Source organism: Candidatus Saccharibacteria bacterium, assembly GCA_016699955.1.
Lineage (GTDB): Bacteria > Patescibacteriota > Saccharimonadia > Saccharimonadales > UBA4665 > JAGXIT01.
The window spans coordinates 668,434-683,051 of record CP064993.1; the positions used below are offsets into that span (position 1 = coordinate 668,434).

15 protein-coding genes are annotated in these 14,618 nt (G+C 47.9%); all 15 read left to right on the forward strand.

Going from position 1 to position 14,618, the window contains the following annotated elements; genetic code table 11:
* Positions 1–66 precede the first annotated feature (66 nt).
* Entirely contained in the window at positions 67–525 is a 459-nt protein-coding gene (greA, locus tag IPL85_03410; protein ID QQS19310.1) for a transcription elongation factor GreA, read from the forward strand.
* 126 nt (positions 526–651) lie between these two features.
* The gene (locus IPL85_03415; protein ID QQS19311.1) at positions 652–1,443 is read left to right on the forward strand and encodes an SIMPL domain-containing protein; all 792 of its coding nucleotides are present in this window, start codon (positions 652–654) and stop codon (positions 1,441–1,443) included.
* A 145-nt stretch (positions 1,444–1,588) separates the two neighbouring features.
* Positions 1,589–3,121 (forward strand): lysine--tRNA ligase, encoded by a 1,533-nt coding sequence (gene lysS, locus IPL85_03420; GenBank protein QQS19312.1) that lies wholly within the window; start codon positions 1,589–1,591, stop codon positions 3,119–3,121.
* A gap of 41 nt (positions 3,122–3,162) precedes the next feature.
* On the forward strand, positions 3,163–3,411 hold the full coding sequence (locus IPL85_03425; protein ID QQS19313.1) for an AbrB/MazE/SpoVT family DNA-binding domain-containing protein: 249 nt from the start codon (positions 3,163–3,165) through the stop codon (positions 3,409–3,411).
* A complete protein-coding gene (locus IPL85_03430; protein QQS19314.1) occupies positions 3,411–3,797 on the forward strand; it encodes a PIN domain-containing protein in 387 nt (128 codons plus the stop codon). Before IPL85_03425 ends, IPL85_03430 begins: the two co-directional genes overlap by 1 nt.
* Complete coding sequence (locus IPL85_03435; protein QQS19315.1) at positions 3,760–4,149, forward strand: metallopeptidase family protein; 390 nt, start codon at positions 3,760–3,762, stop codon at positions 4,147–4,149. Before IPL85_03430 ends, IPL85_03435 begins: the two co-directional genes overlap by 38 nt.
* Before the next feature lie 235 nt (positions 4,150–4,384).
* Positions 4,385–4,984: a hypothetical protein gene (locus IPL85_03440; protein QQS19316.1), complete on the forward strand. Its 600-nt coding sequence runs from the start codon at positions 4,385–4,387 to the stop codon at positions 4,982–4,984.
* A 60-nt stretch (positions 4,985–5,044) separates the two neighbouring features.
* Positions 5,045–5,674, forward strand: a complete 630-nt coding sequence (locus IPL85_03445; protein ID QQS19317.1) for an HAD hydrolase-like protein — start codon at positions 5,045–5,047, stop codon at positions 5,672–5,674.
* A complete protein-coding gene (locus tag IPL85_03450) occupies positions 5,659–6,966 on the forward strand; it encodes a class I SAM-dependent RNA methyltransferase (GenBank protein QQS19318.1) in 1,308 nt (435 codons plus the stop codon). Before IPL85_03445 ends, IPL85_03450 begins: the two co-directional genes overlap by 16 nt.
* Positions 6,967–6,983: 17 nt before the next feature.
* Positions 6,984–7,769 (forward strand): PD-(D/E)XK nuclease family protein, encoded by a 786-nt coding sequence (locus tag IPL85_03455; GenBank protein ID QQS19319.1) that lies wholly within the window; start codon positions 6,984–6,986, stop codon positions 7,767–7,769.
* Between the two features lie 45 nt (positions 7,770–7,814).
* The gene (serS, locus tag IPL85_03460; GenBank protein ID QQS19320.1) at positions 7,815–9,062 is read left to right on the forward strand and encodes a serine--tRNA ligase; all 1,248 of its coding nucleotides are present in this window, start codon (positions 7,815–7,817) and stop codon (positions 9,060–9,062) included.
* 14 nt (positions 9,063–9,076) lie between these two features.
* Entirely contained in the window at positions 9,077–9,433 is a 357-nt protein-coding gene (gene raiA / locus IPL85_03465; protein ID QQS19321.1) for a ribosome-associated translation inhibitor RaiA, read from the forward strand.
* Positions 9,434–9,504: 71 nt separating this feature from the next.
* Positions 9,505–12,105 carry a preprotein translocase subunit SecA gene (secA, locus tag IPL85_03470; GenBank protein QQS19322.1) on the forward strand — a complete coding sequence of 867 codons (2,601 nt, stop codon included), beginning with the start codon at positions 9,505–9,507 and terminating at the stop codon, positions 12,103–12,105.
* A gap of 61 nt (positions 12,106–12,166) precedes the next feature.
* Positions 12,167–13,456 carry an insulinase family protein gene (locus IPL85_03475; protein QQS19323.1) on the forward strand — a complete coding sequence of 430 codons (1,290 nt, stop codon included), beginning with the start codon at positions 12,167–12,169 and terminating at the stop codon, positions 13,454–13,456.
* Position 13,457: 1 nt separating this feature from the next.
* Positions 13,458–14,540, forward strand: coding sequence for a peptide chain release factor 2 (prfB, locus tag IPL85_03480; GenBank protein QQS19324.1), 1,083 nt, complete (start codon positions 13,458–13,460; stop codon positions 14,538–14,540).
* The last annotated feature ends 78 nt before the right edge of the window (positions 14,541–14,618 follow it).

Here is a 14,618-nt window from a genome sequence, read left to right on the forward strand (position 1 = left end):
CAGTAGTATAGCAAGACGAAACGACCGAAATCGGTTAAGCTAGAAAAACGCAAAGGAGATAAAGATATGAAGAAATTGTTTCACTTGACCCAATCAGGGATAGACGAATTAGAGGCGGAAAAGGCAGAGCTGCTCGTAAAAAGGGCCGAAACGGCAGAAGCTATAAAAACTGCTCGTGAGCTAGGAGATCTTAGTGAAAATGCAGAGTACCAGTCTGCGCGCGCCGCGCAGGAGCGCAATGACGGTCGTCTTGAGGAGATTGAGCATATTCTGGCGAATGTCGAGGTAATAAAGGCAAAAAAGAGCAGGTCAGTCACACTAGGTTCTACGGTGACGCTTAAACATCCTAAGGGCAATGAAGTTACGGTGCAGATTGTGGGTACGATAGAAGCTGACCCGGCAAATGACAAAATTTCCGACGAATCACCCATTGGCAAAGCGCTGCTTGGCAAAAAAGAAGGTGACAGTGTCGACATAAATAAGCCCGCCGAAATCATCACCTACACCGTCCTCAGCGTTCGATAAAACACAACGCGTATCGCACCAGCCTGCCTGCTGGCCCCTAACGAGCTAAAAAAAGCGAAATGCAGGAAACATTTACTTTTTCTACCGCAGGGGGGACAATGGGGATATAAGCAGGAGGGTAATGAAGTGGAACCAACAGATACGAATAATGCAAATGAAGTAAAATCTTCAAGTACAAAGGCACTGACGTTGCGGGTAAACCCATGGTGGCTAAACGCCGTTCTACTGGCTGGGTTAGTGGCAACGCTCCTAATGTGGCATCCCTGGACGGGTACACCTCGTTCATCGAGCGATGTAGTAACGGTTAGTGGCACAGCAACTATTACCGCCGAGCCAGATGAGTACGTCTTTTACCCAAGCTATGAGTTCAAAAATTCTGACAAAGCTGTTGGACTGGCGGAGCTGACCGCCAAGAGTGAAGAAGTTGTGGCAGGACTCAAAAAAGCAGGCGTGGCCGATAAAGACATTAAGACGAACGCCAGTGGCTACCGAAATTATTACTATTACAATGAGGAGTCGCGTGCCCATACCTACGCGTTGCAAGTAACCGCCACGACTCGTACCAGGGAAACAGCACAAAAGGTACAGGATTACCTACTTACCACAGACCCGAGTGGGGCAGTGACTCCGCAGGCAACGTTCAGTAAGGCAAAACAAAAAGAGCTTGAGGCAAAAGGTCGCGACCAGGCGACTAAAGAAGCGCGTACTAAAGCTGACCAGCAAGCCAAAAACCTCGGTTTCAAAGTGGGCAAGGTGAAAAGTGTCCAAGATAGCAACAACGACTACGGTTACCCTATGCCGCTCGCTGAAACTATGGATTCAGCAAAAACTGTGGCTCCAAGTTCGCAAAGTCTCGCTGTTCAGCCCGGCGAAAACAACCTAACCTACACCGTTCAGGTCACGTACTACATCCGCTAGGTTATTCATGCGCCATACTTTAGCGTCTTCATGGGCGTCCCCTTACGACTCGGCGCTTACGCTGAGTGCCGGTTAACTAAATGCTGAGTCTGCACTATAGCTTAAGCAGTTTCATCTGGAACGAATCTTCGTTACAATAGAACTCATGCAGTGGTTGAATACAATTGTTGATCAGCTTGTGTCTCGGCAGGCCGAAGGAGAGATACTGATTGAATCTGGTGGGTCCCCGAGCGGGACGTATCACCTGGGGCACCTTAGAGAGGTCATTATTTGCGATGCTATTATGCTGGAGCTGCGTCGGCGTGGTCGAGAGGCGAAGCATGTTTATTTTGTCGATGATTTAGATGCTTTGCGGAAGATTCCCGTTAACATACCGGCTGACTTTGAAAAGTACCTAGGCATGCCGTTGTGTGATATACCCGCGCCCGAAGGCGTTGCAACTTCCTACGCTGAACATTTCATGCAGGGCATGCGCGATGCGTGCAGTATTTTGGGCATAGAGGTTGAGTTCATTCTGTCGCATCAGCGTTACCGCAGTGGCTACTTTGTGCCTGCTATAGAACGCTCGCTCAGCCGTATCCCAGAGGCTCGCCGCGCACTGGAAACCGTATCTGGTCGTGAGCTCGACGAACACTGGTCACCTATTCAGATAATGGAAAAAGGTAGGTTAAAAAACCGCCGTTTTGTCGGCCTCAAAATAGCCGATAAAACCATCACATATTTAGACACCGATGGGGTGGAACAGACAGTTCGTTATGACGATGGAAAAGTGAAACTCGATTGGCGACTGGATTGGCCTGGTCGATGGTGGCTTATGCGTGTGGCGGCTGAGCCTTTTGGTCGTGACCACGCGAGCGCTGGTGGCTCATTTGCGACCGGTGTTGAAATTATGAAGGATGTATATGAAGCGCCCGAACCATATCCTGTCCCGTATGACTTTATTAACATGGCCGGAGATACGAAGAAAATGAGTGCCAGCAAGGGTACTGGGCTCGATGCCATGGAGGGGGCTGCACTTATGCCATCAGAGGTGATTCGCTATTTTGTTTTGGGTGTGCCACCGAGCAAACGGCTTTATTTTGACCCGGTAGGTGGCGTTGTAAAGCTCATGGATGAATATGCGGCGTTTGCGGCGAAGCCAGATAAATCACCAGACGAAGAACAACTGCTTTACATTTGTACACGCGGAGGGGAAGCCCGTACAGTCAGCCGAGTGCCGTTCAGCCACCTAGTGGCAAGCTACCAAGCTAGTTTGCGCGATCCTGCTCGGACGCTTGAGGTAGTAAAGCGGACGGAACATTCGCAGGCAGCAGTGGAAGACGCCGAAATTATCACCCGCGAACTGCAGTTTATAGATGCTTGGCTTGATAAGCGCGCACCCGACGAAGTGAAATTTAGCTTGCGAGGACAGATACAAAAGGAAGAATTTAGCGAAAATGAAGTAAAACTCTTTGCCCGCCTTGCCGAAAAAACAGCGGCAGCTCCAGAGGATGCAGATGGGGAGTATTTTCACCTTGCGCTTTACAGCTTCAAAGACGAACTTGGCATGCAGCCCAAAGAAATATTCTCTGCGCTCTACCGCTTACTCCTTGGCAAAACCAGCGGTCCCCGCGCCGGCTATTTCCTAAGTATCCTGCCTAGGGACTGGCTGCTCGCTCGTCTGAGACTCGAAAAGTAAATTGTTTGAAAAAAGTTAAAGTGTCTGGTATAATGATTTACATGACATATTCAGCTACAATTTCCTCGCAGGGGCAGCTAACTATACCTGCAAAGGTACGGCGGGAACTAGGCATTACTAAGCATGTCCGGCTCGATGTTCGGAATGGTGAGCTTATTGTTCAGCGTGAGCTTAGTCTGGAAGACATCAAAAACATCTTAAAAGGACCATCTCGTCCGAGTAAACTTTCTGACCGGGAGCAGCTGCTATCAGAGGGTGCAACCGCAAAGTATATGGCGTCGAATCACTGATGGTTGTCGATACAAATATCATTTTACGTTTTTTGCTTGACGATGATTCGGATGGAAAGGCAGAGCTAGTACTCCGCAAGCAACATGTCACTGTTACAGATATGGTTATTAGTGAAGTTTTGTATGTGCTCACTGGGAAACAGTATCGACACGAGAAAGTGCTCGCTGTTGAAGCGATTACAGCGCTACTACGTCTGCCAAATATTACCCATCAGTCGGATATCGGTGAAAACTACTTGCATCTGTACGCTGTCTCCGGGTTAGATGTGACAGATTGCTACCTCGTATGTTTTTGCGTGCAGACCAAAAAAACGCTAATGACTTTTGATAAAACAATGAAGCGAGTCTATGAACAGGAGCTCTCAAAATTGCATGGATGTTTCTGACGAGCAGTTTCATGAGCTGATAGACAAGGCGTTTGAATCGCTACCGCGTGTCCACCGTGACCGTGTAAAGAATGTGGCGATTGTGACGGCCGACGAACCGACGCCTCTGCAAAGGCAGGAGCTAAAGTTACACTGTAATCAGACATTGCTTGGGCTGTACAGTGGTGTACCATTGCCACAGCGACAGGGCAGGGAATCGATTGTTCCTGATGTCATAACGCTGTTTAAGCTGCCGCTGCTGGCCACAAGTGATGACGAATCAGCGCTTTACGAAAACATTCGCCACACCCTCTGGCATGAGGTCGCTCACTATTATGGGCTTGACCACGAACAGATTCACAACCTTGAATAACTTTCCGGAAAAATAGGGGAAGCATCCTAGACTTTGCTCGGAATGACGGGTTGACGGTGCCTAGCGCCGTCTTAAGACCTTGTATTGTAGGTTGGCTTACGATACGAGGTCTGGAGTTATAAAGTTCCTGTACAGCTAATTTTTAGAAAAGTAATGTTCGATTTATTGCAAACAATAGTATAATTTCTTTGTTTTGATATATCTAAAGTTTATTTTATTATAAAGGAATGAAACTATGTTTGGAAGATTTAGAGGAAGACAGAATCCTGGTATATCCCCCCCCGAAAGTTTTGAAGTAAGAACACAGCGGCTCGTTGACTCTGTAAACTTCATAACCTCCGGCAATAACGGCGGCCCCGATAAAATTGTGATTGGTGAAACAAAAAGACCCACAAAAGGCGAGATAACTCTAGTAGTGGATAGGGGATCTCCGAGGAATATGCACCACGTTTATGGTACTAGGGATGGGGGGTTACACATTGACAGTGAAATTTTTCCTGGGGGTCCAAGTTTTCTTCGGCGCCGTACTATCTTAGGGGGTGTCTGTGATGTGGAAGACACTCCTCTTTCCCAAGCTATGTTTTTTACTGTGCCTAGCATAAGCGTTGTTGGTGGGGCAGTAAGATCTTTTATGTCTCAAAACCCTGTTAACCTAGCCGAACTGCCACAGGCTTTGGGCTGCGAGCCCACTGAGGTGGAAAGAATCTTAGGGTCGCTTAGTCCTCCTGATATGCGGTCGATGAGGATTGTTGATAAAGTACTGCAAATCGCCGCACAAGTCCCTTGCCAGGTCGGAGAGGTGACATTAAAGTATATTATGTCAGGAGAGGTTTAATTTCTTTAATCTCAGAAGTTAGTATTTGGTCACAGAACTAGTATGTGTATAGTACCTGATATGCCTGCGGTGATTTTTGATTTTGACGGAACGATTGTGGATAGCCTTGCCGGGGTTATTAAGGTATATGAGGGTGTGCGAGGAGGTAGCCTACTTACAGCAGAGCAGCGTCGGGTACTGCAGAACAAGAGTTTGTTGCAGATTGCACGGGAAATGAACATTCCAAAATGGAAGATTTTGTGGCTAGCCGTCTGGGGCAGGCGAATGTTTCAGCATCATATGCGCAGTGTGCAGGTACACCCGGGCATGACGGAGATAATCCAGAAGCTTCATGGTCAAAAGGTGCCACTCTATGTCCTGAGTGCCAACCGCACCGCAAACGTTAGAAAATACTTGAGTTGGCATAAACTAGACACATATTTCACAGGTATCTACGGAGGAGCGAGCTTTTTGAGTAAAGCTAGGGCCATGGATAAACTTGTCCGGCGAGAAGGTCTCAATGCTGCAGATGTGTGGTGTGTAGGTGACGAGCGGGTTGACGTACGGTCTGCGCATACTGCCGGTTTAAAGGTTATTGCGGTGACGTGGGGGTACGCGAGTGCGCAAGGGTTGGCGGCAGTCAATCCGGATTATCTTGTGCATGATAGCACTGAGCTACAAAAGGTTTTACAAGCGTGCTTGAAGAAGTAACTATAACTAAACTCGTACACGGCGGGCAGGGGCTTGGTGAGCTAGCAGATGGACGTAAGGTGTTCGTCTGGAATGCCTTACCCGGCGAAATCGTTTTGGTACGGATAACAAAGAATAAGCGGTCATACGCCGAGGCGGTTGCCGAAAAAGTCATCTTAGCATCGCCTGACCGTATTGTCCCCGTAGAAGACACTTTTTTAGCGACCAGCCCATGGCAAATAATGACATGCAAAGCCGAAAACCGCGCCAAGATTGAGATTATCTGCGATTTATTTCGGCACGAAAAAATCAATTGTCCGTTACCTAACAAAACCGTTGCTCGAGGTTCAGAGTATCATTACCGAAACAAGATGGAATACAGTTTCTGTGGTGACAAAGACGGTTTGCATTTGGCTTTGCATGAGCGCAGGAGTCACGGTAAGCAGCCTGTACAGGGGAGTGCACTGGCTATGCCAGCGGTTGATGCAGCTGCAAATGTTATGCTCGCTGAACTGCGTCGCTTGCAGGTGCGGGCGAACGACCTAAAAACACTCGTTATTCGTTGTGACCAAGAGGGGACTGCGGCTGCGAGCTTATTCGTGAAACCAAGTAATTTCCCCAGATTGAAAATACCATACCAGGTAGAACCTAGCTGCGCAGAGGACAAGCCTACGGGTACGCCTAGGGGGCTTCGAGTATATCATTCAAATCCGAAATCACCGACGTCTGTGGCAACCAAGTTGCTGTATGAACTCGGCGACTGCGAGCTAAACGACGAACTGCTTGGAAAGTCATTTCACTATAATGTTGATAGCTTTTTTCAGGTAAATGTACCGGTTTACGAGGAGGCTCTAAAAAGTATTCGATCACACAGCATTGGCGATCCGGTTGATATGTACGCCGGCGTTGGCACGATAGGTTTAAGTGTTGCACAGAAAAAAGTCACGCTTGTAGAGCACGACCCAGTAACCGCAACCATGGCTCGCAAAAATATATCATGTATGATTGCGTCGGGGTCCGTCCTTGACGCAGAAGTGGTGGAGGCGCCAACAGAGAAGGTATTGGAGTATATCACTGGTAAGGAGACGGTTATTTTTGATCCGCCGCGGGCAGGATTGCACCCAAAGGTAGTGGAGCGTTGCCTAGATGTATTGCCACAACAAATTATTTACCTCAGCTGCAACCCGGCAACGCAGGCACGAGATTTGGCTGTGTTGCAAGAGAAATATGTAATCAGCCGCATTGAGGTGTTTAATTTTTTCCCGCGCACTCCACACATTGAAACGCTCGCGGTCTTAACTCTTAACTCTTAACTCTGTATACTACTTACATGAACTATATGAGGGAACGGTCGCGACCCTACGAGCCGGGTCAAGCGGCGCCGTATAAAGTTTCGCGGTCAAAAATTGAGCTGTATATGCAGTGTCCACGTTGTTTTTGGCTGGATATGCGTCACAAAATCACTCGGCCCAGCAGCCCGCCGTTTCAGATAAATAAAGCCATAGATGAGTTGTTTAAAAAAGAGTTTGATGTTTTTCGCGGGCAGAAAAAGCCACATCCGCTCATGAAACAGTTCGGCGTAGATGCTATACCGTATACTCACAAGGATCTCGACACCTGGAGGCAGAACTTCACTGGCGTGGCGACCTTGCACAAGCCAACAAACCTGCATGTCTTTGGCGCTGTCGATGATGTCTGGGTAAATCCTGCGGGTGAACTAATAGTTGTAGACTACAAAGCTACGGCCAAAGCGGCACCCGTGACAGCGCTTGGTCCTGAAGGTGGCTGGCAGGATATGTACCGCCGTCAGATGGAGGTTTACCAGTGGCTGCTGCGACAAAATGGCTTCCCGGTTAGTACTACCGGATATTTTGTTTATGCCACGGGTAATCCTGGCAAAGATGCATTTGATGGTGTGGTTGAATTTGAAACGCACGTATTTCCATACCACGGCAAAAGCGATTGGGTTGAGCAAACATTGCTAGACATGAAAGCCTGTATGGATAGCGACACCATGCCGCCTGTAGGAGCTGCGGCTATGGGTGGTCCGTGCGAACACTGCACGTATGCTCGTAAACGGACTGAGTTAACACTGCAGGCTATACAAAAAAAGTAATTCCTTAAATCTTGTTTGGTATCACTGTATCTGTATACTACTAGTATGTTAGACATACAATTTATACGAGAGAACGCTGAACTTGTTCAGCAGAAGTCGCGGGAAAAAGGCTATAAAAACGTAGATATCCCAGCGCTGCTGGCAGTCGACGAACAGCGGCGGGCGCAGCTGACAAAAGTTGAAGACCTGCGGGCGCAGCGCAATGCTCTGACAGAGTCTATGAAAGGCCAAAAGCCGACATCTGAACAAATAGAGCAGGGAAAAGCGCTGAAGGAAAAAATTGCCGGTTTAGAAAATGAGGTGAAACTCACAGAGGAAAAATGGCAATCCCAGATGCAAACTGTACCTAATCCTTCGTTTGATGACGTGCCACTAGGTGGTGAAGCCGACAGCGTGGAGATAAAACGCTGGGGCGAACAAACAAAGGGAGCAGTAGACCATTTGGACTTTGCAACCAAGCGGGACTGGGTTGATTTTGAGCGCGGTGCCAAGGTGGCTGGTGCGAAGTTTTATTATCTGAAGGGTGATTTGGCGCTGCTAGAAAACGCGATTACCCAGTTTGCACTAGACTTTGTACTCCCAAAAGGTTTTACCTATTTGACGGTCCCGCACATGGTAAGCACTCGCATAGCAGCCGGGGCGGGGTTTGCGCCACGTGGTGACGAAAGTGGCAACGAATATTTTGTCGAGGGTGAAGACCTGGCGCTTATTGGCACGGCCGAGGCACCGCTTACTGGATACCACGCTGATGAGATTATTGATGAGGCCAAACTGCCACTAAAATATGTCGGTTACAGTCCGTGCTACCGTAAGGAAGCCGGGACGTATGGCAAGCACACCCGTGGATTGTTCAGGGTGCATCAGTTCAACAAGCTCGAAATGTATATTTTTTGTACACCAGAACAAAGTCGGGATATGCATGAGTTTATTTTGCAGACAGAAGAAGAGCTGTGGCAGGCGCTCGGCGTGCCGTACCATGTGGTCAACATTGCGGCCGGGGACTTAGGGGCACCAGCTGCTAAAAAGTACGATGTTGAATACTGGTCGCCGGTTGACGAGAAGTACCGCGAGCTGACCAGCTGTAGTAACTGCACGGACTTTCAAGCGCGAAACTTAAACATACGGGTCCGGCGCAAAAACGGCAAGGTAGAAGTGCTTCATACTCTTAACGGCACTGCCGTATCGCTTGCTCGATCACTTGTAGCGGTCATTGAGCATTATCAGACGGAACGTGGTACACTACGTATACCAGAGGCTCTACAACCCTACATGGGAAAAAGAACAGAGATATAACCGCAAGGAGTGTTATGATCCATACCGTTAGCGCGGAAGGTTTCGACCTGACCCCAAAACTTCAAAAATATACCGCAGGTAAAGTGAAAGATATTCAAAAATACATTCCTAGAAAAGCACGGGAAGCTGCTGTTCTTGCTATACACTTTAAAGAAGCCAAGAAGGGTCAGGAAAAAACTTGTACACTGGCCCTACAGCTACCGCACGATACACTGGCGGCCAAAGAAACAACAAGTCATATGTATGCCGCGTTTGATATTGCAGTGGTTGAGATTCGACGTCAACTGGCGGAGTATAAAAGCAAACATAGCAGTTACGGTTTGCGACACAAATTTGCACGACGCTTGAAGCGCGAAAAAACTGCGAGCTAGTTCACATAAACAGGCAAACAGGGTACAATGGTTTTGACGTAATTCAGTGACATGTGTGGAGGTGCAAGTAAATGAACAGAGTTCTCAAACGTATTTTGGGTGACCCACAGGCAAAAACGATTAAGCGGCTGCGTAAGCGGGTGCGGGTCATTAACGATCTCGCGCCAAAATACAAAAAAATGACAGATAAGCAGCTGCGGGAGCAAACAAATAAGCTCCGTTTGCGGCTCAAGAAAGAGTCACTCGACGGTATATTACCAGACGCTTTTGCGGTTGTGCGTGAGGCAGCAACTAGAGCTTTGAACCAACGCCACTACGATGTTCAGCTTATTGGTGGCATGGTGCTCCACGAGGGCAATGTTAGTGAAATGAAAACTGGTGAAGGCAAAACGTTGGTCGCAACGGCTCCAATGTTTTTAAATGCCATCGGCGGTAAGGGTGCGCACCTTGTCACAGTCAATGATTACCTCGCTCAGCGTGATGCTGGTTGGATGGGTCAGGTTTATTATTTTCTCGGTTTATCAACAGCTGTTATTATGGCGGATCATTCGTATTTGTATGATCCAAAGTTTACCAACGAAGAACACGAAGACGAGAGGTTCCGTCATTTGCGCCCGTGTACCCGGCAAGAGGCGTATGCCGCCGACATAACATATGGTACAAATAACGAATTCGGCTTCGATTATCTGCGTGATAACATGGTGCGCGAGACAGACCAGTTGCGTCAGCGAGAGCTAAACTATGCCATTGTTGACGAAGTTGACTCTATTCTTATAGATGAAGCGCGAACCCCACTTATTATCAGCGCGCCCAGCGTGACGCCAGGTAATGCTTATGCGCAGTTTTCAAAAACAGTTCGGCAGCTCACACCGAAACACTACGAAGTCGACGAAAAGCGTAAGACAGTTGTTTTAAACGATGAAGGTGTTGATAAGATAGAAAAAGTACTCGGCATAGAAAATCTCTATGGCACCGACAACATTCGGACGCTTTACCATCTAGAGCAAGCCTTGCGCGCGCAGACACTTTTTAAGAGAGACAAAGACTATGTGGTAACAAATGACGGAGAAATTGTTATCGTCGATGAGTTCACCGGACGCCTCCTCGCTGGACGGCGGTACAACGAAGGGCTTCACCAAGCAATTGAAGCCAAAGAGGGCGTGGAAGTACAGCAGGAGTCAATGACACTTGCAACCATATCGTTCCAGAACTATTTTCGTTTATATGACAAGCTATCTGGCATGACCGGTACCGCCATGACTGAAAGCGAAGAGTTTCATCAGATTTACAAACTCGATGTCGTGGAGATTCCGTCTAACCGACAAATCGTACGGGATGACCGAAGTGACCGAATTTACCGCAACGAAGCGGCGAAGTTCAAAGCAATTGTGGCACAGGTAAAGGAACTAAACAAAAAAGGGCAGCCTGTACTTATTGGCACGGCATCTATCGAAAAAAATGAGAGACTCGGTGGCCTACTGACCAAGGCTGGTGTGCCCCACCAGGTTTTGAATGCAAAGAATAATGAGCGTGAGGCAAAAATTGTGGCCAAGGCGGGTGAGCAGGGTGCGGTAACGCTCGCCACAAACATCGCAGGGCGAGGTACTGATATTGTCCTAGGTAAGGGTGTCAAGAAGCTTGGCGGCTTGCTTGTGATTGGGAGTGAACGTCATGAATCACGCCGTATAGACAATCAGTTGCGAGGTCGCGCTGGCCGTCAGGGAGATCCAGGTGTGACGCAGTTTTATGTGAGTACCGAAGATGATCTTATGCGTATTTTTGGCGCTGAGCGTATTGGACGCGTACTTGACCGTCTAAAAGTAGATGAAGACGTACCAATCGAAAACCGCATGATTACACGTAGCCTCGAAGCAGCACAGAAGAAAGTAGAAGGATTCCACTTCGACCAGCGTAAAAATGTTGTACAGTACGACGATGTCATGAACCGCCACCGTAAGGCAACCTATGCAATGCGCAAAGAAATTTTGCGAGCAGACGATATTAGTAAACGGATTAAAGCGTACATTGATGAGGAAATGAGCCTACTGGCAGATTCACCGCTTCGAGCCACCGACGAGTTTGAACCGGCGGTGCGCGAGCTACTGCCTTTGGATGACGCTGCACTTGACCGCATTTTCTCAAAAACACAAGATACGGTTAAACCAGTGCTGCTAGAAGAAGCCAAGGAACTATACGAAGGTCGAGAGGCGGCCTTTACTACAGAAGTGATGCGACGAGTAGAGCGCGATGTTTATTTGCAGATTTTGGATAATCTATGGATGCAACATCTTGAGAACATGGATCATTTGCGAGAAGGAATTGGCTGGATGAGTGTTGGCCAGCGAGATCCGCTTGTTGAGTATCGCCGACGCGGCCAAATGATATTTGAGCAAATGCAATTTGCGCTTCGACACGAAGTTGTGCGCGCGATTTTCCATGCCGAGCCAGTTGAAATGAGTGAACTTGAGCAGCCAGTTGAGACCGAATTGACGCTTGCAGCCCGTGGTTCCATCAGCAACGCTGCGGACATTTTGGGCGATACTGAGCAGTTTGACGAGAAGGACTTTACAGGTGAGAAAAAGGTATCCCAGGTTAAATCTACCGCAAAAGATCGTGCAAAAGCTAACAAACGTGAACGCCAAAAAAAGGCAAAAGCTAGAAAGAAAAAATAGGCAGTAGGGGTAGCCAAAAAAAACGAAAAGGCCTAGAACCTCAATCCTACAAATCTAACTCATGAAGCATACTGTAGAAGAAATTATTCTGAACAACGGCGCAAAAGGTCTGCTTGTTCATGTTCCAGACGCGACAGTTTTAAATGTGTATATTAACTTTCGGGCCGGTGAATATCTGGTTGAGCGAGATAAATGGGAAACACCGCACCTCATGGAGCATATCTTGCTTGGTGCAAATGATGACTATCCGAGAGCTCGCGATTTTCAGGCTGAAGTTGAAAAAAATGGAGCATACAGCAACGCATCTACGGATGTGTATGACATTGTTTATGAAACAGAATGTGCGGATTTCGAATGGGACAGAGTGTATGGTCTGCTCGTTACTGCTATAGAAAAACCACTTTTTTTGCAGGAAGAATTTGATGCGGAGTTTGGTAACGTCCGGGAGGAATTAGCAGCTCGAGCAAATAACCATTATCGTCAGCTGGGTGCTGAAAGCCGCAAGGCCTACGGGTTAGTATCTGAAACGGATAAAGCGCGCCTTGAGCTGATGGACAATGTGACCCTTGAAAACGTCCGGGAGCATTATCGTCGCACTCATACAACAGATAACATGCGATTTGTAGTGGCTGGGCACATCGGAAAGCGCCGATCTGCAATTATGCAGACGCTAGAAGGCATACAGCTTCCGCGCGGTGAGCGTTTTATCATGCCTGATGAGGTAGTACGGACGCTTCAGAAACCAGTATGCATACCGAACGAAACGGTCGATACGCTCTATTTTTACATAGATACGTTTATGAACCGTCGGCTGGAGGAGCGAGAACTTGACGCGCTCGGTCTTGTGAATGCGCTTCTGACAGAGACACTTTATTCAAAGATTCTCGGAACAGCTCGCGAGCGTGGTCTGGTGTACGGAATGAATAGTGGTTTTCAACAGATTAAACTGAGCAGTAATTTGTGGTTTGGGAGTCAAGTATCGGTAGCAAACGCACCAGCACTGTTCGACATTATTACGGAGCAGCTCGGCAACCTTTTTCGTGGGGAGCTCGCAGAGGCAGATATTGCCGCCGCACAGGCTTATGCAATCGGACGTTACCAGAGGAGTGCGCAAACCGTTGCGAGTACGGCGGGTGGATACACGGGGCGCTATTTCTTCGACGAATACATTGATGACTACTATGCCATTCCCGAACGGATCAAGGCAGTAACAAAACAGGATATCATCGATAGCACACGGGCAATGTTTGCCGATGGTATTGGTGGGCTCGGAATATATGGCAGCGCCACACCTGAGTTAGGTGAAACTTTGAACGACCAGCTGCGAATGCTCTGGCAACAGGGAAATTAATATGGATGAGCTGCAGCGACGCGCACAAGAGCTCCAAGCATCTGTGGCAGAAGCGCAAGATAAGATTGGTTTCGAACAGCTAAGCAATCGAAAACAAATGGTAGACGAGCAAACTTTGGAACAGAATTTCTGGAATGATCCGACTGCTGCACAAAAAGCAATGAAAGAACAAGCTAGCCTAGACAAGCGATTACGCCCTTGGATAGAGCTGAAACAGTCAGTGGACGATGCCATTGAGCTCCTTGCTCTGCATGACAGTGCACTTGAAACAGAAGTATTGCAGCAAGTGAAAATGGGCGAAAAAACGTTTTTGGAGCTAAAGGAAGAGCTGAAATTTTCTGGTTTTTATGATGACCACGATGTTATCATGAGTCTTCATGCCGGAGCGGGCGGTGCGGACGCGCAGGACTGGACGGGCATGCTCTTACGCATGTACACGCGCTGGGCTGAACAAAATAGTTATTCAGTTTCACTGCTCGAAGAGGCTCCAGCTGACGAAGGCGGATTTAAGAGCGCAACACTGGAAATATCGGGGTTATTTGCCTTTGGTAAACTGAAAGGTGAGCATGGCGTCCACCGTCTCGTTCGGTTGAGTCCTTTTAACGCTGAAAGCAGGGAAACGAGCTTTGCTAAAGTTGAAATTTTACCTAAAATTGATGCACCAGAAGACATTGAGATAGACGAAAAAGATTTGAAGATTGATGTGTACAGAAGTGGTGGCCATGGTGGCCAAAGCGTGAACACAACTGACTCAGCCGTGCGCGTGACCCATCTACCTACCGGCATTGTTGTTGCCATACAGAACGAGCGTTCTCAGTTGCAAAACCGCGAAACCGCCATGACTATTTTGCGTTCTCGTCTAGCACAATTACAGCTTGAGCAACATGCCGAAAAGGTAGGTGAGCTAAAAGGCCCAAATGAGCAAGCGGCCTGGGGCAACCAAATCCGCAGCTACGTGCTTCACCCCTACAAACAAGTCAAAGATCTCCGCACTGAGTACACATCATCTGATCCTGAAAAAGTGCTTGGTGGAGAGCTTAATCCCTTTATTACTGCCTATCTTGAATATTCACTTGGTAGTTGAAAGTTATTCTTGACCTCTTAGGCGCCTTACTTTAGCGATGTTTTTGTTGTAGATATGAGTTTACGTGCGCTCCGGCAC